The 22,295-nt window shown below is 50.7% G+C and carries 23 protein-coding genes and 2 pseudogenes; 14 read left to right on the top strand and 11 right to left on the bottom strand.

The genetic code is table 11. The features are described 5' to 3' along the window. Positions 1-116 precede the first annotated feature (116 nt). Positions 117-1,064 (bottom strand): alpha/beta fold hydrolase, encoded by a 948-nt coding sequence (locus tag JMX03_RS00400; RefSeq protein ID WP_201593805.1) that lies wholly within the window; start codon positions 1,062-1,064, stop codon positions 117-119. A gap of 271 nt (positions 1,065-1,335) precedes the next feature. Between JMX03_RS00400 and JMX03_RS00395 the strand changes: the two genes are divergently transcribed. Then, complete coding sequence (locus JMX03_RS00395; protein ID WP_201593804.1) at positions 1,336-2,904, top strand: MATE family efflux transporter; 1,569 nt, start codon at positions 1,336-1,338, stop codon at positions 2,902-2,904. Positions 2,905-2,997: 93 nt separating this feature from the next. Here JMX03_RS00395 and JMX03_RS00390 read toward each other — a convergent pair whose 3' ends face one another. Then, positions 2,998-3,756: an aspartate/glutamate racemase family protein gene (locus JMX03_RS00390; protein ID WP_201576423.1), complete on the bottom strand. Its 759-nt coding sequence runs from the start codon at positions 3,754-3,756 to the stop codon at positions 2,998-3,000. A gap of 266 nt (positions 3,757-4,022) precedes the next feature. On the opposite strand from JMX03_RS00390, the gene JMX03_RS00385 reads away from it, so the two are divergent. From JMX03_RS00385 to JMX03_RS00330, 12 genes and pseudogenes are all read left to right on the top strand, one after another. Beyond that, positions 4,023-4,277 (top strand): DUF2798 domain-containing protein, encoded by a 255-nt coding sequence (locus JMX03_RS00385; protein WP_201576424.1) that lies wholly within the window; start codon positions 4,023-4,025, stop codon positions 4,275-4,277. A 90-nt stretch (positions 4,278-4,367) separates the two neighbouring features. Further along, complete coding sequence (locus tag JMX03_RS00380; RefSeq protein WP_201593803.1) at positions 4,368-5,429, top strand: DUF2157 domain-containing protein; 1,062 nt, start codon at positions 4,368-4,370, stop codon at positions 5,427-5,429. Further along, positions 5,422-6,603 (top strand): DUF4401 domain-containing protein, encoded by a 1,182-nt coding sequence (locus tag JMX03_RS00375; RefSeq protein ID WP_201593802.1) that lies wholly within the window; start codon positions 5,422-5,424, stop codon positions 6,601-6,603. Before JMX03_RS00380 ends, JMX03_RS00375 begins: the two co-directional genes overlap by 8 nt. Next, positions 6,603-7,205 carry a GDYXXLXY domain-containing protein gene (locus JMX03_RS00370; RefSeq protein WP_201593801.1) on the top strand — a complete coding sequence of 201 codons (603 nt, stop codon included), beginning with the start codon at positions 6,603-6,605 and terminating at the stop codon, positions 7,203-7,205. Before JMX03_RS00375 ends, JMX03_RS00370 begins: the two co-directional genes overlap by 1 nt. Positions 7,206-7,375: 170 nt before the next feature. After that, positions 7,376-8,038 (top strand): NADP-dependent oxidoreductase, encoded by a 663-nt coding sequence (locus tag JMX03_RS00365; RefSeq protein WP_201593800.1) that lies wholly within the window; start codon positions 7,376-7,378, stop codon positions 8,036-8,038. Positions 8,039-8,053: 15 nt separating this feature from the next. Beyond that, positions 8,054-8,317: pseudogene (locus JMX03_RS15080) on the top strand (zinc-binding dehydrogenase); the annotation flags it as partial. 188 nt (positions 8,318-8,505) lie between these two features. Further along, positions 8,506-9,483, top strand: a complete 978-nt coding sequence (locus JMX03_RS00355) for a zinc-binding dehydrogenase (protein WP_201593799.1) — start codon at positions 8,506-8,508, stop codon at positions 9,481-9,483. A gap of 57 nt (positions 9,484-9,540) precedes the next feature. After that, positions 9,541-10,569 (top strand): YhdH/YhfP family quinone oxidoreductase, encoded by a 1,029-nt coding sequence (locus JMX03_RS00350; RefSeq protein ID WP_201593798.1) that lies wholly within the window; start codon positions 9,541-9,543, stop codon positions 10,567-10,569. Positions 10,570-10,679: 110 nt separating this feature from the next. After that, a complete protein-coding gene (locus tag JMX03_RS00345) occupies positions 10,680-11,627 on the top strand; it encodes a DUF5996 family protein (protein WP_201593797.1) in 948 nt (315 codons plus the stop codon). Positions 11,628-11,897: 270 nt separating this feature from the next. Then, a complete protein-coding gene (locus tag JMX03_RS00340) occupies positions 11,898-12,635 on the top strand; it encodes a hypothetical protein (RefSeq protein ID WP_201593796.1) in 738 nt (245 codons plus the stop codon). A gap of 402 nt (positions 12,636-13,037) precedes the next feature. Further along, positions 13,038-13,853: a sulfonamide-resistant dihydropteroate synthase Sul2 gene (gene sul2, locus JMX03_RS00335; RefSeq protein ID WP_001043260.1), complete on the top strand. Its 816-nt coding sequence runs from the start codon at positions 13,038-13,040 to the stop codon at positions 13,851-13,853. A gap of 86 nt (positions 13,854-13,939) precedes the next feature. After that, positions 13,940-14,242, top strand: coding sequence for a phosphoglucosamine mutase (locus tag JMX03_RS00330; RefSeq protein ID WP_000251875.1), 303 nt, complete (start codon positions 13,940-13,942; stop codon positions 14,240-14,242). A gap of 175 nt (positions 14,243-14,417) precedes the next feature. Here the strand turns inward: JMX03_RS00330 and JMX03_RS00325 are convergent. The 6 genes and pseudogenes from JMX03_RS00325 to JMX03_RS15280 all read right to left on the bottom strand — a co-directional run. After that, positions 14,418-14,759, bottom strand: a pseudogene (locus JMX03_RS00325) (IS91 family transposase); the annotation flags it as partial. Positions 14,760-14,841: 82 nt separating this feature from the next. Beyond that, positions 14,842-15,804: an SdiA-regulated domain-containing protein gene (locus JMX03_RS00320; RefSeq protein ID WP_119673425.1), complete on the bottom strand. Its 963-nt coding sequence runs from the start codon at positions 15,802-15,804 to the stop codon at positions 14,842-14,844. 45 nt (positions 15,805-15,849) lie between these two features. Beyond that, complete coding sequence (locus JMX03_RS00315) at positions 15,850-16,203, bottom strand: TraR/DksA family transcriptional regulator (RefSeq protein ID WP_199699786.1); 354 nt, start codon at positions 16,201-16,203, stop codon at positions 15,850-15,852. A 5-nt stretch (positions 16,204-16,208) separates the two neighbouring features. Further along, positions 16,209-17,060 (bottom strand): universal stress protein, encoded by an 852-nt coding sequence (locus tag JMX03_RS00310; protein ID WP_119673427.1) that lies wholly within the window; start codon positions 17,058-17,060, stop codon positions 16,209-16,211. A 14-nt stretch (positions 17,061-17,074) separates the two neighbouring features. Further along, positions 17,075-18,562: a SulP family inorganic anion transporter gene (locus tag JMX03_RS00305; protein ID WP_119673428.1), complete on the bottom strand. Its 1,488-nt coding sequence runs from the start codon at positions 18,560-18,562 to the stop codon at positions 17,075-17,077. Between the two features lie 325 nt (positions 18,563-18,887). Next, positions 18,888-19,019, bottom strand: a complete 132-nt coding sequence (locus JMX03_RS15280) for an NTP-binding protein (RefSeq protein WP_201593795.1) — start codon at positions 19,017-19,019, stop codon at positions 18,888-18,890. A 90-nt stretch (positions 19,020-19,109) separates the two neighbouring features. On the opposite strand from JMX03_RS15280, the gene JMX03_RS00295 reads away from it, so the two are divergent. Beyond that, a complete protein-coding gene (locus JMX03_RS00295) occupies positions 19,110-19,874 on the top strand; it encodes an IS6-like element IS6100 family transposase (RefSeq protein WP_001389365.1) in 765 nt (254 codons plus the stop codon). 528 nt (positions 19,875-20,402) lie between these two features. Here the strand turns inward: JMX03_RS00295 and JMX03_RS00290 are convergent. The 3 genes from JMX03_RS00290 to JMX03_RS00280 form a co-directional block, all read right to left on the bottom strand. Further along, positions 20,403-20,903 (bottom strand): GNAT family N-acetyltransferase, encoded by a 501-nt coding sequence (locus JMX03_RS00290; RefSeq protein WP_000376623.1) that lies wholly within the window; start codon positions 20,901-20,903, stop codon positions 20,403-20,405. 127 nt (positions 20,904-21,030) lie between these two features. Next, positions 21,031-21,870: a sulfonamide-resistant dihydropteroate synthase Sul1 gene (sul1, locus tag JMX03_RS00285; RefSeq protein WP_000259031.1), complete on the bottom strand. Its 840-nt coding sequence runs from the start codon at positions 21,868-21,870 to the stop codon at positions 21,031-21,033. Continuing rightward, the gene (locus JMX03_RS00280) at positions 21,864-22,211 is read right to left on the bottom strand and encodes a quaternary ammonium compound efflux SMR transporter QacE delta 1 (RefSeq protein WP_000679427.1); all 348 of its coding nucleotides are present in this window, start codon (positions 22,209-22,211) and stop codon (positions 21,864-21,866) included. Before JMX03_RS00280 ends, sul1 begins: the two co-directional genes overlap by 7 nt. Positions 22,212-22,295: the final 84 nt, after the last annotated feature.

Below are 22,295 nucleotides of genomic sequence, written 5' to 3'. Positions count from 1 at the left end.
AGCGTAGGCTAGGTTTCTAACCCTGAGAAGCGTTAAAAAATCGTACTGCAATTTTAGCTTTGCAAGGAAAATACTGGGTTAAAAACCCAGCCTACTATACCTAAACAACTATTTAACTACCTATTGATCCCCTCCCGAAAATTTTTATAATCATCCGCCGTCTGCTCCACTGCTTCTATCATCGGCACATGACCGACACCGGGCATCATAATGACTTGTGCATGCGGCATCAGCTCAGACATCAGTTCGGCAGTTTCAGGCTTGATGATGTTGTCCTCTTCGCCCCAAACGATTAGCGTCGGAATATTGTATTTTGTGACGACTTTCGCGCGTTCTTCGACATTGTCTTCGATGATCTGCTCGAGGATATTTTTATGGAGTTCCCGATTGACTATACTGTCCTGTGCAAAGACTGCTTGCACACTTCTAGGTATATAAGGCGGGTCAAACATCACCAGTTTATAGAGCTCAAAATACTGCTCGGTGCTATCGATTACCAATGGATTATCGTCAGGAGTAGCATCTTCAAATGCTTCATGTATGCCAGCTGACCAAAATCCGGCACTGTCCAGTAACCATAAACTCTCAACACTTTCAGGATACATGGCGGCATAAGCGACACTGATACTACCGCCCATCGAGTTGCCGCCGACATGAATAGCAGATGCCACACCTTTGGCTTGTAGCAGCTCATGCAAACGCTGCGCTTGGGCATTAGCGCGATAGTCTGCCGACATCGGCTTGCTAGAATCCCCAAAACCTAACAAGTCTGGAATAATCAGATGATAACCCTCTAGTTTATCTGCGATACGGGTAAAGTTGTCTTTATTACCGCCAAAGCCGTGGATGAGTATTAAAGGCTCACCTGCCAAGTTGTCATTTTCTAAATAAGCCATTTTTTCACCCGAGGCTAGGGTGAACGCTTTGGCGTCAAGATCTGATTTATTGCGTTCGTACGTTATCAGTTTTTGCGTCGTGGCAACGGCTAGGCTATTGGGCGCAGTGGTACAGCCCACCATAGAAAGACTGAACAGAACGGCTAGGCCTAAGCGTTTTAAGAGCATTAGAGCATCCTTGATAGAGTTAGTAGATAGAAAAGGGTTAATGGCTTGAAAGGTATAGTCCTAGAATAAGCTTATTTTAAGTGTAAGCAATCATAGCCATTATCCTCGTCTCTAAACAGTATGACAATCACATAAAAAACGATAGTCAAATAACTATAGAGCTTACTCAGGGTTTACAGCTCTAATAAAGACGGCACCCGCTTTCTGGTTTATGATAAGCGTTTTCGTTTAATCAGACCCAAATGAACGGTCTAGCGCAAAAGGATAAACATTGAGTAAAAAAAATACCGCCACTGGTAAACAGCATGACCTCACCGAAGGGTCGATTGCCAAAACAATGCTACTGTTTGCCTTGCCAACGCTTGGTTCATCGGCACTACAGTCATTAAACGGCTCGATCAATGCCGTCTGGGTGGGCCGATTTTTAGGTGAGGAGGCGCTTGCCGCAACGGCGAACGGTAACATCTTGATGTTTATCTTGATCTCTTTCGTTTTTGGTTTCGGCATGGCGGCCACTATTTTGATTGGTCAGGCAATGGGTCGCCGTGACGATGCTATGGTCAAAAAGACCATGGGAACGGCGCTGGGCAGCATTATTCCAATAAGTGTATTGGTATCGGCAATAGGGTGGATATTTGCCCCGACGTTACTCGATCTGCTTGGTACACCGTCAAGTGCGGTCGGGCTTGCCCTAACTTACCTGCGGATGATTTTTGTTGCGATGCCCGTCACATTGACCTTTACGCTACTAATGATGGCACTGCGCGGGACGGGCGATTCTACGACGCCGCTTTGGTTTATCATCATATCAGTGGTTATTGATCTGGTTTTGACACCAACGCTGATTTTGGGTTTAGGACCCTTTCCCGAATGGGGTATATTTGGCTCGGCATTCGCAACCGCCGTTGCAAACACGCTGGCGCTTATCGGCATGGTCGTTACCCTATACTGGCGTGGCTCTGTGCTGACACTTAGCTTGCCTGAGCTGCATTTTTTGCGCGCAAACCGAGAAATCCTGAAGTCGATGTTCTCAAAAGGATTGCCGATGGGCATTCAGATGATTGTCATCTCTTCGGCGGCATTGACTATGCTATCACTGATCAACCGCGAGGGCGTACAGACGACAGCAGCCTATAGCGCAACCCAGCAGCTTTGGACATACGTACAGATGCCTGCTATGGCGCTAAGCGCTGCAGCCAGTGCGATGGTCGCACAGAACATCGGTGCCAACCAGTGGAGCCGAGTTGCAGGTATCACCCGTTGGGGACTCATCTTTAACGTGATATTAACTGGTGCTATGATTGGGGTGCTGACCATTTTTGATGAGGCTATTTTGAGCCTTTTCCTTAGTAGTGACAGCCCAGCGGTGCCGATTGGGCGTCATATTCAGTTAATGGCGACTTGGGGCTTTGTCTTTTTTGGGATAGCGCAAGTGCTGTTCGGCACCATGCGTGCCAACGGCTATGTGATTTGGCCGCTGATTGTCATGGTGATTTCGATGTATCCAGTGCGTCTTGGATTTGCTTTCGGGCTTTATCCCCTACTCGGAACCGATGCGCTTTGGCTGTCGTTTCCAGCGGGCATGGTAGCCACTGCTGTGATGGGAGGGGGACTCTATCTGTACGGCGGATGGCGCAAGGGTAAAAACCTGCCTGCAGAAGAAGCTGCGCAAAGGTCTGAGGAGTTTCGCGCGCATACAGGCACCAGTGCATCATTTCGTGATATTTTACCGACCACTGTATGGAAACTATCGCCTTTACGCCGTATCACAAGGTTGCGTCGACGACTGCAGAGACGACTGCAGAGACACCGTATGATTAGAAAGAATAAGCGATCATAGCTTGGTGTCAGTATAAGCTTGGCTTGGCGGCTTTTGCTCTTGGTATGGCGAGTAATTATTCATCATACTTACCTATTACTACGAACACCTAACCTAATTCTGTCTTGTACTAGGCTTTGCATTATCCAATAAAAACTCTACCGCCGCCGCTGCATGAATGGCGGTGGTATCAAATACCGGAATTGGACTGTCTTCTTGCTTAATCAGCAGTCCAATTTCGGTACAGCCTAATATCACGCCTTTTGCTCCTTCATTGGCTAAGTCTTGAATCACCTGGCTATAATACTGACGTGAGCTATCAAGAAATTGCCCTTGGCACAGCTCATCATAGATAATCCGATGCACCTCCGCCCGCGCGTCTGTCTCAGGTATTAAAACTTGCAAGCCAGCATCAACAAGGCGCTGTTTGTAAAAGTCCTGCGTCATCGTAAATTGCGTACCGAGTAGCGCTATCTTGCTCAGACCTTTTCGCTTAATTGCAGTAGCCGTGGCATCAGCGATATGAATAATCGGTAGACCAGTCGCAGCTTTCACATCATTTGCAACTTTATGCATGGTATTGGTAGCGATTAATAAGCCTTGTGCGCCAGCCGCTTGTAAACGCTTGCCGCTATTGGCTAATATCTCGCTCATCTCTTTCCAATCGCCTTGGGCTTGTAGCTCGCCAATCGGTGCAAAGTCTAAACTATGAATCAACAAATCTGCTGAATGTAATCCGCCTAATTTTGCTTTGATGCCTTCATTTATCAGACGATAATAGCTTTCAGTACTCTCCCAGCTCATACCGCCGATGATGCCTAATGTTCGTTGCTTAGTGGTTCGTTGCGCTGAGTTTTTTTGATCAGTAGACATTTTTTATCCTTATACATGTATTTTTGGATAGCGTTGAAGCTTATTCAATATGCTTGGATGACTGAAAATCATTAAAGCCAAATGATAACAATATAATAATGAGAACGTTATGATTGATACTAACCCTTTTACCTCACCATCATCACGCGATATCATAGTCACCGCCAAGCATTAGTAATGCTTCACTTCGTAATCTATCAGCTCACAACATCACGTTTATAACATTATTTAAGCGTGGCTCTCATCATGCAGGACAACATAACATTATGGCAAAATTTCCTACCGTCAGAATACGCACGCGGCGCAAATACTACCGCCTTATTTTCACCTTTTTAATGGCGCTGATGATGTCTACGATTATCTCGACGGCATTGCTGCTGATCAATATAGGATTTGTCGAAGGCTTCTTTATCACCCTGTTTCATTCATGGAAATTTGCCTTTATGGTTGCTTGGCCAAGCGCTTACATCTGTGCCTATTTGATCCAAGAGCATCTGCTCAGTCGTATTGAGTTTTATTAATTTACCACCCTATCTTTACCCCACTTTTCCACACCTGCTAAATAAAAACAGCTAATATAGACGTCATACGGTTTTTATTTAGAGAGCGCTATGAGCCAATCGCGGCGTACCATCGAGCAACTGCTCAATCAAGGCACCCTGCCCCTAGAGCACGCAGAGACAGCGGCGACGCACTTAGAAGTATTTCCGAGCAAGCGCACTTGGCTGGCATTTTTTGATAAAGCATTACTCATCATTGGCGCAGTAGCGTTGGTGCTGGCACTGGTATTCTTTATCGCCTATAACTGGATAAACATGGGCAAGATGGGTAAGTTTGCCTTGGTCGAAGGTGCGTTAGTCATCACCATTGCGGCTTATGCGTTATTGGCTTTTAAACGCAAGTTCAAACTTATCCAACAGCTACTTTTACTCATTGCTAGCGTCATTACTGGCAGCTTGCTGGCGCTATTTGGTCAGGTCTATCAGACGGGCGCGGATACGTGGCAGTTGTTTTTTGGCTGGGCGGCACTCATCACTCCGTGGGTAGTCATCGCGCGCTTCCCTGCGCTATGGCTGCTATGGCTTGGGCTGATTAATGCTACTGTTTTGCAATATATCGATGCGGCATTCTCTTTTGACAGCGATTATCCTTATGTCATTCGCGTTGCTACATTGGCATTGATAAATACAGTGATGCTCATTCTCTGGTTGAGATTTTTGGATGGTGATACTCTGATTGACCAGCGCCGTCTAGCAAACGCTCGCTTGCATTGGAGTACTTATGTCGTTGGCGCTCTCAGCACTTATTCTATCACTCATTTTGCTATTATTTATGTCATTGGCAATATCAACGCACTAACAGCGATTCTCACCTTGCTGTCATGGGTAGGCTGGTGCGCGTTGATATATTGGCGTTTTTATTTGCGGCAAATCGATGTGCTGATGCTAACTTTTCTTTGTTTTTCTATCATCACTGTAGTCATGTTTTGGGCGGTGCAGGTGCTCCCTAATGATATGAATGCGGGTGTGTTTTTTATACTCACGCCCTTACTGATCGGTATGAGCTCATATGCAGTCGCTTGGCTGCGAAGACTGGCAAACCTTGAGCACCAGTCGTTGGATAACAAAAACGCTAAAGCCTCACTAACAGATAAAGGGGCAAACCATGACTGATTACTCTCAACAAGCCCTCATAGAGTTAAAGCGCATCGGCCTAGTCGATGGTAATGCAACCCTTGATAGTCAATCAAGTGATAACACGCCTTGGTATTTACAGGTATTTTTTGGCTTAAGTGGTGTGTTTGCAAGCTTGCTTTTTTTGGCATTCTTGACGCTTATTTTGGTTGAAACCAACATTCTTGATAGTACGGCAGGTATCTTTATCGTTGGTGCAGTGCTCAGCGCTGCAGGTGGCGTTATGTTTCACAACGAGCATATACGCCAGAGTCCCTTTTGGAATGGTTTGGCCTTTGCGATTAGTGGTGCAGGACAGGTTTATATTGTCATTGCCTTATTTATGGAAGGAATACAGCCAATCAGCTTATGGCTGTTTTTGCTGATTCAAATCATACTCACCATCCTCATGCCAAACTTCGTTTATCGTCTGCTGAGTAGTGCGATAGCGTTAGGATGTCTGGTCTATATGCTCAGTTATTATGGTATACCTGAATTTAGCTTAGGCCTGTTGGCATTGGTCGTGATAGTCGCCAATTTGCAACGCTACTCCCTGTTACAGCGAGTCCCTCACAAAGTTCGTTTTGCGGCCTTTGATATGAGCAAAGCGGTTGCCTATAGCAGCGCGCTCGTGCTGCTGGGCGTCTCTGTTTACTTTATCGTCAGTGAAAGCACTTATGCTTTTGCTACCTATAATGAAGGGTTTCACTATAACTATTACTTGGCACAAGGGCTACTGACCCTCGCCAGCCTTTACGCTGCTTATCTGATTCTTAGCCGCTATCAAATCAAAACCCTATCAGCCGCAGGACTCTTAATCGTATCTGCCCTTGCCGTATTGGGCATGATCTCGATCTATGTCTCAGGACTGCTTGCGACCAGTCTCGTCATCGTTATTGCTATGGCAAACAGCCAACGCATACTATTAGGTGCGGGAGTTTTTGCTTTGGTCGGCTATGTATTTTGGTATTACTATCAGCTCGATACCTCACTGCTCGTTAAATCCATCTCCATGCTGATTATCGGTATTAGCCTGTTACTGATGCGCTGGTTGCTCATTAAGCATTATTTTGCTGATAAGACTGCCTTATCTAATCGCACTACTGGCAACATTACTAACCGCTCTAATGACCGCTCTATCAGTCAAGATATTAGCCGTAAGGAGCGCCCATAATGACTAATATCAATGATGGACTGGTGACTCAAGACTCCTTAGCCAAGTCACTACCTTGGTGGCAAAATCGTTCATTTACGCTTAGCGTTGCCATACTAGGGCTGCTGCTGGTTTTAACCATGATCAATATCAATGTCATGAAGTTTGAGACTCATCTCGCGACAGGTGATAGCGTTTTACTAGAGCTTGCCCCTGTTGACCCGCGCGGCTTTATGCAGGGCGATTATATGATCCTTAGATACGCACTGGAGAATAATGTCTTTACAGCGTTAGAAAAAAGCACCGCCGACGATTCAGCTGACGCTCGCAATATCGTGTCAGCTGATGGCTATGCCATCGTAACGCTAGACGAAAACAATGTGGGGCATTTTGCACGTATAAGTGATAGTCAACCTGAGGGATTGCCGGCGAATGAAATGGCGATTTACTATCGTATTCGTCTCGGCTCCATGAAACTTGCGACCAATGCTTTTTTCTTTCAAGAAGGTCATGCAGAGGCTTATGAAGCGGCAGAGTATGGACTCTTACGGGTGAATGATAAGGGTGAGCCTTTGCTGACTGATATGGTCGATGGAAACTTTGCGGTGATTGAACCGAAGTAATTAACTTTGAAAAAGCGCTCAAACTCAATAATTACCCTAGAGCGTGTCAAAGCAAGCAATAACATGACTTAACCAAACTGCTACTGCTAGTAATCAGAGCAACTTGCTACAGTGATTCTTACTTATTTTATGAATAAAATCCTGACTTTAGAAAAATAAAGGAGACTCTTATGCAAGCCTATCTACTGCACAAAGCAGGTGGTATTGAAAATCTGATTTTGAGTGAGATTGAGCGACCAGCACCCAAAGCCGATGAAGTGCTGATTGAGACCAAAGCCATTAGTATTAACCCTGTCGATGTCAAGATACGCGAGCTACCTGATCTGTTGGATATGGTGTATGGTACTGACAGACCTCTGATTCTAGGCTGGGATATCGCAGGCGTAGTCACCGCGATTGGTCAAGATGTCACTGACTTCAAAGAAGGCGATGCCGTCTTTGGACTGGTCAACTTTCCTGGTCATGGCAATGCTTACGCCGAATATGTCACCGCTCCGGCGGAGCAGCTTGCCAAGATACCTGCCAGTATCTCCTTTGAAGCTGCAGCTGCGACCACGCTTGCCGCTTTGACAGCGTTACAAGCACTAGAGCCTAGAATTAAAGCGGGTGATAAAGTACTGATCCATGCAGGCTCAGGCGGTGTTGGTCATTTCGCTATACAGATTGCCAAACATCTTGGTGCTTACGTTATCTCAACTTCTTCTGCTGACAATAGAGACTTTGTGCTCTCTTTAGGTGCAGATGAACATATTGATTATGAAACGCAAGATTTTGAAAAGATAGTATCGGATCTTGATTTTGTTTTGGATGCTATCGGCGGTGGAGTACTTTAGAAGTCCTTTAGGGTCACCAAAGATGGGCAATCGATTATCTCTTTACCCAGTCCTGAGTTCTCTGAAGCAGTAGTGAATTATGCTAAGCAACATGATATCGACGTCTCGTTTTTTAGTGTGACTTCCAATGGCTCTGACATGCAAACGCTAAAAGAAATGATAGAAAATGGCACGCTAAAGCCCCACGTTTCCAAGACTTTTGCCTTTGAAAACTTAGCAGACGCTCATCGTCAAGTTGAGTCTAATCGGACAGTAGGTAAAGCTGTGGTTAAAGTGTAGCTCTTCTTACGCTTTATGTTTTAAACTTATAAAAACATGCTTAAACTAAAGCAACTTAACCAAACAAGCATTGTGATAGACAAGTGAGACTTGTTACTGTTAGTGACTGATAATTGGTGAGCACTTCAAAATAAACCGCACCAATTAGACCTTATCAAAAAACTGAAAAATCAAAAAAAGGATTTATTATGCGTAGCGCAACTTATAACGAATTTGGCAGACCAACTGAAGTACTTAGCCTTGGCGACCGTCCTATCCCAGAACCAAAGGCCAATGAAGTCCGTGTCAAAACGGTACTCGCCTCCATTCATAACCATGACCTACTTACCATCCGCGGTAAATACGGCTTCAAACCTGAGCTGCCCGCTATCGGTGGTAGTGAAGCAGTTGGCGTCATCGATGCAGTAGGAAGCGAGGTCAAAGACCTAAAAGTCGGTCAGCGCGTAGCAGCGGCAAGCGTACAAGCGACTTGGGCAGAGTACTTCGTTGCGCCTGAGCATATGATATTTCCTATCCCAGAAAGCTTAGACGATGAGATGGCAGCACAGTTGATCGCCATGCCGTTGAGCGCCTTGATGCTGCTTGAATTCCTAGAAGTAGAGAGCGGTCAATGGATCATCCATAACGCTGCCAATGGTGCGGTCGGTAAGTCACTGGCCATGATCGCTGCTGCCCGCGGTATCAATACCATCAATGTCGTACGCAGTAGCGATGCCATGAGTGAATTAGAAGCACTAGACATCAAAAACAACGTCAACACTGCAGATGAGGACTGGAAAGAGCAAGTCAAAGCGATCCTTGGTGACGATAAAATCAGTGCAGCGGTCGATTCTGTCGGTGGTGAAGACAGTGGTGATCTGCTTTCTCTACTTGGCCATTATGGGACGTTTGCGGTATTTGGTGCGATGTCAGGCAAGCCAATGGTGCTCAACCCGACTCATATGATTTTTAAGCAAGCAGTCTTGAAAGGATTTTGGGGCAGTAAGCTTAGCCAAGAGATGAGTGTCGAAAACAAAAAGCGTCTGGTCAATGAGCTGATAGAGTGTGCCGTTGACGGCAAATTAAGACTGCCTGTAGAAGCGACCTTTGATCTAGCCGATATTATCGAGGCAGTCGATGGCAAGTTGCAGGCGGGTAAGAGCGGCAAGGTGCTATTAAAGCCTTAAGCTTATATTTTTTATAGCTCTTAGTTGTAAACAAACCCTTTTAACTGGAAGTACGCTATGTCTAATAACACAGTTTTCAAAGCCCTAGTGGTCGAAGAAACCAACGACGGTGAATTTAAGAAAAGTATTCAACAGCGCAGTGTCGATGATTTACCTGAGAATGATTTGTTAATCGAAGTGCATTATTCATCATTAAACTTCAAAGATGCCATGTCAGCCTCGGGTAATAAAAGAATCACCAGAAACTATCCGCACACCCCTGGTATTGATGCGGCAGGGATCGTAGTCAGTGACAAGTCTGGCACCTTTACAGAAGGCCAAGAGGTCGTCGTATTTGGTTATGATTTGGGTATGGATACCGATGGTGGCTTGGCGCAAATGATCTCTATCCCTGCCGATTGGGCGGTCGAATGTCCGTCTTCTTTAACGCTAAAAGAAGCCATGATATATGGTACGGGCGGCTTAACGGCTGCTTTAAGCGTGCAAAAGCTTGAGAAAATGGGTGCAAAACCTGAAGATGGTGCAGTCGCGGTCACGGGTGCAACGGGCGGTGTCGGTAGTATCAGTATCGCGATATTAAGTCAGCTTGGCTATGAGGTTATCGCCTTCTCTGGCAAGCCTGAGCAAAGCGATTATCTAAAAGATCTTGGCGCAAGTGAAGTCCGTCATCGCGATAGCATCAACGAGATCGGAGATAAACCTGTCGGTCGCGAACTATGGGCAAACGCTATTGATACGATCGGCGGCGACTATTTAGCAAATCTACTCAAGCAAACCAAAGCGGGCGGCGCGGTTACTTCTTGTGGTTTGGCAGGCGGCGCTGAGTTTTCGATGACGGTATTGCCGTTTATCACTCGCGCAGTGTCCCTACTCGGTATCGATTCGGTCTATATTCCACTGGCTGATAAAAAGGCCATTTGGCAGCGTGTCTCGACCGATATGAAATTGCCTAATTTAGAGAGTTATGCTGAGGAGATTACGCTTGAGCAAACGCCTGAGTACTTAGATCGCTTTATGGCGAGCCAGACGGTTGGGCGTTATGTGGTGAATGTGCGGGGCTTGGTTTTTGGTTTAGAAGATAGGTAATAATTAATCCGCTAAATTTAATCCTCCATTAGGATGAAGCGAGTTAAGGATCATTTTACGCTATACATTAAGCTTAGTGTTACGCCCTATATTAAACGATGGAGCATTTTATGAAACAGACAGTTGCTAGTTGGCCTGATATTCCTTATCAAGATTGGAAAGAGACCTGTACGCTATTGCACCTATGCTGCCAGATCGTTGGTAAATACCGATTATCGCATACCCCGTGGATTAATCATGCATGGCATACGACATTGTATGTCACGCCGCAAGGTTTATCGACAGGAACCGTTCCAGATGGTGATCGCTATATCACTCTGACACTCGACTTTTGTGATCATACATTACGTGCGATATCTGACGATGGACGCTCAGAAGAGTTTGCTCTCAAAGACATGAGCGTTGCCGACTTCTATGCTCAAACTAAAATGATCGTCGAAGCGGTAGGCGGGACTTTTAGTATTCATGGACAGCCAAACGAGCTGGAAGATGCGACGCCTTTTGTCAAAGATACTAAAACTCGACCTTATGACTCTAATGCCGTTGCCAACTTCCACACCGCTCTACTCAAGATTGATCGAGTGTTTACTCAGTTTCGCTCTGGATTTATCGGTAAGGTGTCACCATCGCATCTGTTCTGGGGATCGTTCGATCTGGCTGTCACACGGTTTTCAGGTCGTCTTGCACCTCTGCACCCAGCAGGTATTCCGAACTTGCCAGATAAAGTGGCGCAAGAGGCTTATAGCCATGAGGTATCCTCTGCAGGATTTTGGCCAGGTGGTGGCGGTGTGGATGAGCCGATGTTCTACTCCTACACCTATCCAGGGCTAGACGGTTTTGCTGATCAAAAAGTAGAACCAATGGAGGCAAGGTTTGATAAAGACCTTGGAGAGTTTTTGCTTCCTTATGATGCGGTGAGAACGAGCGACAATCCAGACGCCACGCTTATGGCGTTTTTACAATCAACTTATAAGGCTGCTGCCAATCTTGGTGAGTGGGATAGGGATGCGCTGGAATGTGCTCTAGGCAAACCTAAGGTTCCTCGCAACGTTCATTAAGTTTGAGATTTATAGCAGGATGTATTTGATCGGGATACATTACCCTTGAGCAGACGCCTGAGTATTTAGAGCGCTTTATGGCGAATCAGACCGTTGGGCGTTATGTGGTGAATGTGAAGGATTAAAGTTAACGTTATCTAGAACTGTTCAGAAGGCGATAGTAGTGTTCTACACTGTTGGATCACTACTATTTTTTTATTTTCAAGTACTATATTTACTTGTGATAAACTCATAATCACATATACATATAAGAATAAAGAGATAGTCTAAATGCAATGGATATCCGCTTACAGTCATTTATTTAACATATTGAATAAAGCTGAAACTCCAGCCTACCATAGTGGCTCTGAGTTTATTAAAGTAGTACAAAACTTTGATCGCGGATTGCCCGATTACTCACTATATATTGAAGAACGTAAGCGCTTGAATAAAAGTACAAGTAGAAAGGACTTCTACTGGGATATATTAAAAGAACTAGAAGAACCTGTTCGCTTTGAAGTTTTTCGTGCATTTATAGATATTGTAGAGCCACATTTCCCAAATGAGGCTCAGGATTTAAGAGCATATCTATTTGGTAATGCTCAACCAGTCCCAAAAGCAAAAATACCCAATCAGCAATGGAGCTCTGACAAGCTTAACTCAATGCTGTCAAAAATTGATAATGCAATTGATATTTCAAATTATGATTATGCGATGACATTATCATATACATGTTTAGAAGGACTTTATAAATCTTATATTCGTAAACACGTACCAACAAGCATAAACGTGACAGACTTAATACCTTTATCAAAAATCGTTCGTGACGATATAAACTCTAAATTATCGAATAAAGGCAATTATCCCGTTCTAATGGTTACAAGCATTTCTACACTAACAAGCGCTATCGCAAACTCTCGTAATTCGTTTAGCGACTCTCATTTTGATAAAGAAGCGAATAAGTGGTTAGCAACCTATAGTCGCGACTTGGTCAACTCTATAGGCCGTTTACTATTACATTTTCTGTAGATTAGATTTTTTAGTTAGAAAAATTAACCAAAAAAAACACCCAACCAAGTTGGGTGTTTTTGCTATTTAAATAAAGCTAAAAACTAAGCCAAACCCTACTCCCACTCTATTGTAAACAAGACATTTTTATCTTTTATATTCAATGGCTTATTTTCCTGCTAATTGGTAATACCATGAAAAATACCATGCTCAGAAAAGGCTTAACAATATTTTGAAAAATTGCCTACTGAGCGCTGCCGCACAGCTCCATAGGCCGCTTTCCTGGCTTTGCTTCCAGATGTATGCTATTCTGCTCCTGCAGCTAATGGATCACCGCAAACAGGTTACTCGCCTGGGGATTCCCTTTCGACCCGAGCATCCGTATGAGACTCATGCTCGATTATTATTATTATAGAAGCCCCCATGAATAAATCGCTCATCATTTTCGGCATCGTCAACATAACCTCGGACAGTTTCTCCGATGGAGGCCGGTATCTGGCGCCAGACGCAGCCATTGCGCAGGCGCGTAAGCTGATGGCCGAGGGGGCAGATGTGATCGACCTCGGTCCGGCATCCAGCAATCCCGACGCCGCGCCTGTTTCGTCCGACACAGAAATCGCGCGTATCGCGCCGGTGCTGGACGCGCTCAAGGCAGATGGCATTCCCGTCTCGCTCGACAGTTATCAACCCGCGACGCAAGCCTATGCCTTGTCGCGTGGTGTGGCCTATCTCAATGATATTCGCGGTTTTCCAGACGCTGCGTTCTATCCGCAATTGGCGAAATCATCTGCCAAACTCGTCGTTATGCATTCGGTGCAAGACGGGCAGGCAGATCGGCGCGAGGCACCCGCTGGCGACATCATGGATCACATTGCGGCGTTCTTTGACGCGCGCATCGCGGCGCTGACGGGTGCCGGTATCAAACGCAACCGCCTTGTCCTTGATCCCGGCATGGGGTTTTTTCTGGGGGCTGCTCCCGAAACCTCGCTCTCGGTGCTGGCGCGGTTCGATGAATTGCGGCTGCGCTTCGATTTGCCGGTGCTTCTGTCTGTTTCGCGCAAATCCTTTCTGCGCGCGCTCACAGGCCGTGGTCCGGGGGATGTCGGGGCCGCGACACTCGCTGCAGAGCTTGCCGCCGCCGCAGGTGGAGCTGACTTCATCCGCACACACGAGCCGCGCCCCTTGCGCGACGGGCTGGCGGTATTGGCGGCGCTGAAAGAAACCGCAAGAATTCGTTAACTGCACATTCGGGATATTTCTCTATATTCGCGGTTCAGCAGGCATGTCCCCTTTGAGGGCGACCCGACGACAGGATAATCGACCTTATGGTGCGCAAATATTTCGGCACAGACGGTATTCGTGGCAAAGCCAACGAAGGCGCGATGACGGCGGAAACCGCCTTGCGCGTCGGCATGGCGGCTGGCCGTGTCTTTCGTCGCGGTGACCACCGCCATCGTGTCGTGATCGGCAAGGATACGCGCCTGTCGGGCTATATGCTTGAACCCGCGCTCACAGCCGGTTTCACCTCGATGGGCATGGACGTATTCCTTTTTGGCCCGCTGCCGACAACGTATAGGAAGAATAAACGCCCTTTTCACCCAAGTCCAACAGCTTTGGACCGCAGTTGACTCTTTCGACACCCCTGCGATGCAACCCAATCCGGCTGACGGGGAGCCAGCAACGCTGAAAATTTACCCTCCTCTTTCCCACTAGCGGCTCCTTTTCCGACAACCAGCACGGCGGATCCCTGCCGCGGCGCTGTGAACGCAGCATTTTGATTGGTATCGTTGGCCTTCAGGCTCGTCAGTCAAACAGACCCAGGAGCAGCTCAGCCGGTGGCGCCCGGCTTTCGGGTAACGCCCTGGTCCCGCTGGTTTCGGCTTTGTGCTTCAGGTGATCAAGGATCTGCTTGATCACTATAGGGTCTTCAATGCAGGCGATGACTTTCATGGCGCCGCCGCAGCCGCTGCAGGTCTCGATGTCGATATTGAAAACACGCTTGAGCCGTTGCGCCCATGTCATCGACGCTCGCCGTTGTGCTGGTGTTGCCGGTTCATCAGCCACCCTGACCTTGTTGCCCCTGCCCCGTTTTGCCGGCGTGACCAACGCCCGGTGCCGACTGTTGGGTGCGAACACCCCGTGGAAGGGGAGCCCGCAGAATTCGGAAAAAATCGTACGCTAACAGTGCAAGCGTCCCGACCACGCCCGACTGTAGCTTGTTGACCGGTTAATCTGTCTCGCGGCTAAAGCGATAGAACAGGTTCGGCTCGCTGACCACGTACAAATACCCTTCATCGTCGATGGTTACGCCTTCGGCCTGGGGTATGCCCTTCAGCAAACCAGCAAACCCTCTCGCCAGGGAGCGGAAACTCACCACTTTGCCCTCGTCGGTCATTTCAATCAGCAGTTTCGACTCGTCACTGAGCAGAATCAGATGGCCACTCTGTTGGTCGAAGACGACCGAAGATAAGTCAGTCGCAAACACCTTGTCCTTTACCAAGCTGGACAGGTCGCGGACGTGCAGGGAAAAACCTCCTGCCAGGCTGGCACGAAGGCCGCCCACTTCCAGCAATTGGCGGGGGTCACGCTCCTTGGTCACAAACAGGCGGTCGCCTTTCAGGTCGTAGGCGAGCCCTTCAAGGCCTTTGTTGTCCTCCTTGCCAAGCGCCAGGGTCAGAGCTGGATACTGGTCTCGGCTCAATGGTCGATCAGGAGAAAGTTTACCGTCTTCAGCGATGGGGACATCCACGACAACCAGGCTCTGCCGGCGCTCTTCGGCGATTACCAGCTGGCCGTTGCCGGCATAGGACACCGCCTCCACATCGTGGAAGCCATCCAGGCTGTAACGTCTTTCCACATCACCGTCACGACTGAGGGCCAATAGTTCGTTTGGGCCGTTGGTGACCGCCCACAGCAGGTTTAGGTCAGGGTCGAAGGTCAGGCCCGAAAGATTGTTGTCCACACCTGGAACCGGCTTAGCATCCAGCTCAACCCGATAGTCAGGCAGCCACACAGAGCGCTCCTGCCAATCATCGGTGTGCCAGTGGGTCTTGATCCAGAAGTACAAACGATCATCAAGGTGATGGGTGCGGACTTGGAATACGGCGAGCAGGGCAAGGCACAACAGCACCCACATCCAAGCACTTGCTTTCCGTGTTCGGCCCAGCCAGTGTTTAGCCATCGAATACATCAGAGACCTCGTTAATTGGGAGATGCAGCGCGCCGCGCGGTGGTTTCAACCCGACTCGACGCGGCTGGCACAGGTGATGCACAGTGGCGTGGCCGGATCGAATTCCAAGCGGCCTGAGGCGATCAACTCGCCGCATTGGTTACACCAGCCATACTCACCCTCGTGCCAACGCTTGAGGGCCAGCTGGAGGCGGACGCGTTCATGCTGCGCCCGACTGCGGATGGCATCGTTCATTGCTTGCTGCTGGAGTGCATCCATCCTCGACAAACGCCCTACCTTGCCTTGATCCAGCTCTACCGATTGCGAGCGAGACTCAGCGTCTTCCAGCAATCGATCCAGCTCGGCAGCCCGCTGTTCCAGCAGGGTCTTGAAATGGGCAAGATCGAGGGCGTCGTCCATGGCCATTAGCGCAGCAGTAACAGCGGACTGGTGGTGGTGCGGAGCATGCTGGTCGTGGTGCTTCCGACCAGGAACTGCCGGATACGGGAATGGCCATAGGCCCCCATCACCAGCAGATCAATGCCATGCTCTTTCTGATAGGCGTGCAGGGTAGGCTCTATCTCACCGCTCAGGGTCTCGGCACGAACAGTGAACCCGGCGTTGAGCAGCACTTTTTGCGCCCAGTCCAGCTGCGCCGACGACTCGTCGTTCACGGGCCCGACCATGACCAGGTGGATCGGTAGTCCCTTCAGCAGGGGGCTGGCTGCCAGCATCTCCACACCCTTGCGGGTAGTAGCACTGCCATCGAAGGCCAGCATTGCGCTCTGGGGCTTCTGAAAGCTGGTCGGGGTGACCAGGATCGGCCGGTGCATGACACGAATCACGCTTTCCAGCTGGCTTCCGACATGCTGACTCAGGCCTCCACTAGACTCGCCCTGGCGACCGATGACCAGTAGGCGCGTTTCGCTTTCCAGCTCTTGCAGGCTCTCCAGCAGATCGCCATGACGTTGCTTGGACTCCGGTGCGGCCACACCATCCTTCATGGCCCGCTCTTTCGCGGCCGCTAACATGATCCGCCCCTGCTCCAGGGCCAACTTGCCGCGCTGTTCATCCAGGGAAGCAAGCTCATCGAGTAGGTGCTCGCGGCTGCCAAGGCCGATATTGCCACTCAGATCCGGTGCAACCGGGTACTGGCGCTGATCCAGCACATGCAGGAAGGTCAACGGGGCTTCCAGGCTCAGACTGGCCCAGGCCGCATAGTCGCACACGGCTGGGGCCGAGGCGGAACCGTCGATACAGGCGATTATGTGGTTCATTGTTGTTCTCCTTCTCAGTGGCCCATGAGTTGATCAATGGCGTCGGGTTTATCGTGAACGCCGAAGCGATCCACGATAGTGGCGCTTGCTTCGTTGAGGCCCAGCACTTCGACTTCGGTGCCTTCGCGGCGGAACTTGATGACCACTTTGTCCAAAGCGGCAACGGCGGTGATATCCCAGAAGTGGGCGCGATTCAGGTCGATGGTTACCTTGTTCAGGGCTTCTTTGAAGTCGAAGGCCGCGACGAACTTGTCTGCTGAGCTGAAGAACACCTGGCCGGTGACGTTATAGCTACGATGCTCGCCGGCTTCGTCCAGCGAAGAGCTGATCGCCATGTAATGGCCAACCTTGTTGGCGAAGAACATCGCGGCCAGCAGCACGCCGGCCAGCACGCCGAAGGCCAGGTTATGGGTGGCGACCACGACCACCACGGTGACGACCATGACAATGTTGGTCGACAGCGGATGCTTCTTCAGGTTGCGCAGCGAATCCCAACTGAAGGTGCCGATGGACACCATGATCATCACTGCCACCAGCGCCGCCATCGGGATCTGCTTCAACCAGTCGCCGAGGAACACCACCATCAGCAGCAGGAATACGCCTGCGGCAAGGGACGACAGGCGCGAACGACCACCGGATTTCACGTTGATGATCGACTGACCAATCATCGCGCAGCCGGCCATACCGCCGAGCAGACCCGAAGCAATGTTGGCCACGCCCTGGCCCTTGCACTCGCGGTTCTTGTCGCTGGGGGTGTCGGTCAGGTCGTCAACAATGGTCGCGGTCATCATCGACTCCAGCAGACCGACCACGGCCAGTGCTGCCGAGTAAGGGAAGATGATGGCCAACGTCTCGAACGTCAGCGGCACGTCAGGCCAGAGGAAGATTGGCAGCGTATCGGGCAGTTGGCCCATATCGCCGACCGTGCGGATATCTAGCCCAACCGACATGGCGACGGCGGTCAGCACGATGATGCACACCAGCGGCGATGGGATGAGCTTGCCGATCTTGGGGACGTAGGGGAACAGATAGATGATGCCGAGGCCTGCGGCTGTCATGGCGTAGACGTGCCAGGTGACGTTGGTTAACTCGGGTAGCTGAGCCATGAAGATCAGGATCGCCAGGGCATTGACGAAGCCGGTCACCACCGAGCGCGAGACGAAGCGCATCAGTGAGCCGAGCTTCAGGTACCCAGCAGCGATCTGTAAAACACCACATAGCAGCGTGGCGGCCAGCAGGTATTCGAGACCATGATTCTTGACCAGGGTCACCATCAGCAGTGCCATGGCCCCGGTTGCGGCCGAGATCATTCCGGGTCGGCCACCGACAAAGGCGATCACCACGGCGATACAGAAAGAGGCGTACAGGCCGACCTTGGGGTCAACCCCGGCAATGATCGAGAAAGCGATGGCTTCAGGGATGAGGGCCAGTGCGACCACAATACCGGCGAGGATGTCGCCACGGATGTTGGATAACCAGGTTTGTTTTAACGAGTGGAGCATCAGAATTCCCAAGGCAATGGATCACGCAGCGCAGCATGGCGCAGGCCATGTGCAACTGGTCGATATGAGGTCAAATTGTCGGATGTAGGGGGGCTGTGGCGGGTGTTGAAACCGAAAGCACAGCAGAGCGCGACCGCTGGCAGAGCAAGCAGTCACAGATGATGCGGGGGGCGAAGCGCTATGGCGGCGTAGGCAGCCAGATCATGTTTTGCAGGGTAAGCATGAGGTCTTATCGAGTGTCTTTGGTAACTCAATGGCCGCGACAGTCTACAGGAAGAGGGTAATTACTGCGAGTCAACCCTGAGTAGGGCGTCCTGCTTGGATGTCAGCCTGAGCTATACCCTAACTGGATGTCAGGCAAGGTGTCATTTTCAGAAGACGACTGCACCAGTTGATTGGGCGTAATGGCTGTTGTGCAGCCAGCTCCTGACAGTTCAATATCAGAAGTGATCTGCACCAATCTCGACTATGCTCAATACTCGTGTGGGCTCTGTTGCAAAAATCGTGAAGCTTGAGCATGCTTGGCGGAGATTGGACGGACGGAACGATGACGGATTTCAAGTGGCGCCATTTCCAGGGTGATGTGATCCTGTGGGCGGTGCGCTGGTATTGTCGCTATCCGATCAGCTATCGCGACCTTGAGGAAATGCTGGCGGAACGCGGCATTTCGGTCGACCATACGACGATCTATCGCTGGGTCCAGTGCTACGCCCCGGAGATGGAGAAGCGGCTGCGCTGGTTCTGGCGGCGTGGCTTTGATCCGAGCTGGCGCCTGGATGAAACCTACGTCAAGGTGCGGGGCAAGTGGACCTACCTGTACCGGGCAGTCGACAAGCGGGGCGACACGATCGATTTCTACCTGTCGCCGACCCGCAGCGCCAAGGCAGCGAAGCGGTTCCTGGGCAAGGCCCTGCGAGGCCTGAAGCACTGGGAAAAGCCTGCCACGCTCAATACCGACAAAGCGCCGAGCTATGGTGCAGCGATCACCGAATTGAAGCGCGAAGGAAAGCTGGACCGGGAGACGGCCCACCGGCAGGTGAAGTATCTCAATAACGTGATCGAGGCCGATCACGGAAAGCTCAAGATACTGATCAAGCCGGTGCGCGGTTTCAAATCGATCCCCACGGCCTATGCCACGATCAAGGGATTCGAAGTCATGCGAGCCCTGCGCAAAGGACAGGCTCGCCCCTGGTGCCTGCAGCCCGGCATCAGGGGCGAGGTGCGCCTTGTGGAGAGAGCTTTTGGCATTGGGCCCTCGGCGCTGACGGAGGCCATGGGCATGCTCAACCACCATTTCGCAGCAGCCGCCTGATCGGCGCAGAGCGACAGCCTACCTCTGACTGCCGCCAATCTTTGCAACAGAGCCTCCGTCGCCATGCTCACCTCGCTTTGGTGCACACGAGTATTGAGCATAGTCGAGATTGGTGCAGATCACTTCTGATATTGAACTGTCAGGAGCTGGCTGCACAACAGCCATTACGCCCAATCAACTGGTGCAGTCGTCTTCTGAAAATGACATTTGGTATCTCTCATAAACGGATGTTTTTGAGAGAACTATCTTCGGCCTTCACACGCACGAAAGGCGGCGAAGCTCCGCCGTTAATCCGTCCGCCGGAGATCTCGCCCAGGCAGGCTGAAGGCCGAGCAAGCCTGACAGGCCCGAAAAGCCCGGCACGGGCGTCGGCGGCGATGACGGCGGCGGCATTATCCAGGGTTGATGATGGAAGTGGAGGATATCGACAACCTCTCGCGCAACCAAGACATCGCGGTCGGACTGCAAGTGATCTTGAAGCCACGGGCCCGTCCCACCCCGACATGGACCTCGATGCCCGAACGGACGTTAGATTTCGAGTTCTAGGCGTTCTGCGATGAAGGTTGGATCCCAGCCGGGATTGAAAGTGTCGACGTGGGTGAATCCGAGCCGCTCGTATAGGCCACGCAGGTTCGGGTGGCAGTCGAGCCGCAGCTTGGCGCACCCCTGCGTTCGCGCGGCATGGCGGCAAGCCTCGATCAGCGCGGAGCTGACACCCCGGCCCGCATGTGTCCGTCGCACCGCGAGCTTGTGCAGATATGCGGCCTCCCCCTTGAGGGCGTCGGGCCAGAACTCGGGATCCTCGGCCGACAAGGTGCAACAGCCGACGATGCCGTCGCTGCAACTCGCGACTAGGAGCTCGGATCTCAGGACGAAGGTCTCCGCGAATGTCCGGTCGATCCGCGCGACGTCCCAGGCGGGCGTTCCCTTGGCGGACATCCACGCCGCAGCGTCGTGCATCAGCCGCACAACCTCGTCGATATCACCCGAGCAGGCGACCCGAACGTTCGGAGGCTCCTCGCTGTCCATTCGCTCCCCTGGCGCGGTATGAACCGCCGCCTCATAGTGCAGTTTGATCCTGACGAGCCCAGCATGTCTGCGCCCACCTTCGCGGAACCTGACCAGGGTCCGCTAGCGGGCGGCCGGAAGGTGAATGCTAGGCATGATCTAACCCTCGGTCTCTGGCGTCGCGACTGCGAAATTTCGCGAGGGTTTCCGAGAAGGTGATTGCGCTTCGCAGATCTCCAGGCGCGTGGGTGCGGACGTAGTCAGCGCCATTGCCGATCGCGTGAAGTTCCGCCGCAAGGCTCGCTGGACCCAGATCCTTTACAGGAAGGCCAACGGTGGCGCCCAAGAAGGATTTCCGCGACACCGAGACCAATAGCGGAAGCCCCAACGCCGACTTCAGCTTTTGAAGGTTCGACAGCACGTGCAGCGATGTTTCCGGTGCGGGGCTCAAGAAAAATCCCATCCCCGGATCGAGGATGAGCCGGTCGGCAGCGACCCCGCTCCGTCGCAAGGCGGAAACCCGCGCCTCGAAGAACCGCACAATCTCGTCGAGCGCGTCTTCGGGTCGAAGGTGACCGGTGCGGGTGGCGATGCCATCCCGCTGCGCTGAGTGCATAACCACCAGCCTGCAGTCCGCCTCAGCAATATCGGGATAGAGCGCAGGGTCAGGAAATCCTTGGATATCGTTCAGGTAGCCCACGCCGCGCTTGAGCGCATAGCGCTGGGTTTCCGGTTGGAAGCTGTCGATTGAAACACGGTGCATCTGATCGGACAGGGCGTCTAAGAGCGGCGCAATACGTCTGATCTCATCGGCCGGCGATACAGGCCTCGCGTCCGGATGGCTGGCGGCCGGTCCGACATCCACGACGTCTGATCCGACTCGCAGCATTTCGATCGCCGCGGTGACAGCGCCGGCGGGGTCTAGCCGCCGGCTCTCATCGAAGAAGGAGTCCTCGGTGAGATTCAGAATGCCGAACACCGTCACCATGGCGTCGGCCTCCGCAGCGACTTCCACGATGGGGATCGGGCGAGCAAAAAGGCAGCAATTATGAGCCCCATACCTACAAAGCCCCACGCATCAAGCTTTTGCCCATGAAGCAACCAGGCAATGGCTGTAATTATGACGACGCCGAGTCCCGACCAGACTGCATAAGCAACACCGACAGGGATGGATTTCAGAACCAGAGAAAGAAAATAAAATGCGATGCCATAACCGATTATGACAACGGCGGAAGGGGCAAGCTTAGTAAAGCCCTCGCTAGATTTTAATGCGGATGTTGCGATTACTTCGCCAACTATTGCGATAACAAGAAAAAGCCAGCCTTTCATGATATATCTCCCAATTTGTGTAGGGCTTATTATGCACGCTTAAAAATAATAAAAGCAGACTTGACCTGATAGTTTGGCTGTGAG

The sequence above is a fragment of the Psychrobacter fulvigenes genome, assembly GCF_904846155.1.
GTDB lineage: Bacteria > Pseudomonadota > Gammaproteobacteria > Pseudomonadales > Moraxellaceae > Psychrobacter > Psychrobacter fulvigenes.
This window is presented reverse-complemented; position numbering and strand designations above follow the sequence as displayed.

What these genes read in the sequence shown, in the direction of transcription:
- JMX03_RS00400 (WP_201593805.1), bottom strand. Translation starts at nt 1,064, where the DNA reads ATGCTCTTAAAACGCTTAGGCCTAGCCGTTCTGTTCAGTCTTTCTATG.
- JMX03_RS00390 (WP_201576423.1), bottom strand. Translation starts at nt 3,756, where the DNA reads ATGTCTACTGATCAAAAAAACTCAGCGCAACGAACCACTAAGCAACGA.
- JMX03_RS00385 (WP_201576424.1), top strand. Translation starts at nt 4,023, where the DNA reads ATGGCAAAATTTCCTACCGTCAGAATACGCACGCGGCGCAAATACTAC.
- JMX03_RS00380 (WP_201593803.1), top strand. Translation starts at nt 4,368, where the DNA reads ATGAGCCAATCGCGGCGTACCATCGAGCAACTGCTCAATCAAGGCACC.
- JMX03_RS00375 (WP_201593802.1), top strand. Translation starts at nt 5,422, where the DNA reads ATGACTGATTACTCTCAACAAGCCCTCATAGAGTTAAAGCGCATCGGC.
- JMX03_RS00370 (WP_201593801.1), top strand. Translation starts at nt 6,603, where the DNA reads ATGACTAATATCAATGATGGACTGGTGACTCAAGACTCCTTAGCCAAG.
- JMX03_RS00365 (WP_201593800.1), top strand. Translation starts at nt 7,376, where the DNA reads ATGCAAGCCTATCTACTGCACAAAGCAGGTGGTATTGAAAATCTGATT.
- JMX03_RS00355 (WP_201593799.1), top strand. Translation starts at nt 8,506, where the DNA reads ATGCGTAGCGCAACTTATAACGAATTTGGCAGACCAACTGAAGTACTT.
- JMX03_RS00350 (WP_201593798.1), top strand. Translation starts at nt 9,541, where the DNA reads ATGTCTAATAACACAGTTTTCAAAGCCCTAGTGGTCGAAGAAACCAAC.
- JMX03_RS00345 (WP_201593797.1), top strand. Translation starts at nt 10,680, where the DNA reads ATGAAACAGACAGTTGCTAGTTGGCCTGATATTCCTTATCAAGATTGG.
- JMX03_RS00340 (WP_201593796.1), top strand. Translation starts at nt 11,898, where the DNA reads ATGCAATGGATATCCGCTTACAGTCATTTATTTAACATATTGAATAAA.
- sul2 (WP_001043260.1), top strand. Translation starts at nt 13,038, where the DNA reads ATGAATAAATCGCTCATCATTTTCGGCATCGTCAACATAACCTCGGAC.
- JMX03_RS00330 (WP_000251875.1), top strand. Translation starts at nt 13,940, where the DNA reads ATGGTGCGCAAATATTTCGGCACAGACGGTATTCGTGGCAAAGCCAAC.
- JMX03_RS00320 (WP_119673425.1), bottom strand. Translation starts at nt 15,804, where the DNA reads ATGTATTCGATGGCTAAACACTGGCTGGGCCGAACACGGAAAGCAAGT.
- JMX03_RS00315 (WP_199699786.1), bottom strand. Translation starts at nt 16,203, where the DNA reads ATGGACGACGCCCTCGATCTTGCCCATTTCAAGACCCTGCTGGAACAG.
- JMX03_RS00310 (WP_119673427.1), bottom strand. Translation starts at nt 17,060, where the DNA reads ATGAACCACATAATCGCCTGTATCGACGGTTCCGCCTCGGCCCCAGCC.
- JMX03_RS00305 (WP_119673428.1), bottom strand. Translation starts at nt 18,562, where the DNA reads ATGCTCCACTCGTTAAAACAAACCTGGTTATCCAACATCCGTGGCGAC.
- JMX03_RS00295 (WP_001389365.1), top strand. Translation starts at nt 19,110, where the DNA reads ATGACGGATTTCAAGTGGCGCCATTTCCAGGGTGATGTGATCCTGTGG.
- JMX03_RS00290 (WP_000376623.1), bottom strand. Translation starts at nt 20,903, where the DNA reads ATGGACAGCGAGGAGCCTCCGAACGTTCGGGTCGCCTGCTCGGGTGAT.
- sul1 (WP_000259031.1), bottom strand. Translation starts at nt 21,870, where the DNA reads ATGGTGACGGTGTTCGGCATTCTGAATCTCACCGAGGACTCCTTCTTC.
- JMX03_RS00280 (WP_000679427.1), bottom strand. Translation starts at nt 22,211, where the DNA reads ATGAAAGGCTGGCTTTTTCTTGTTATCGCAATAGTTGGCGAAGTAATC.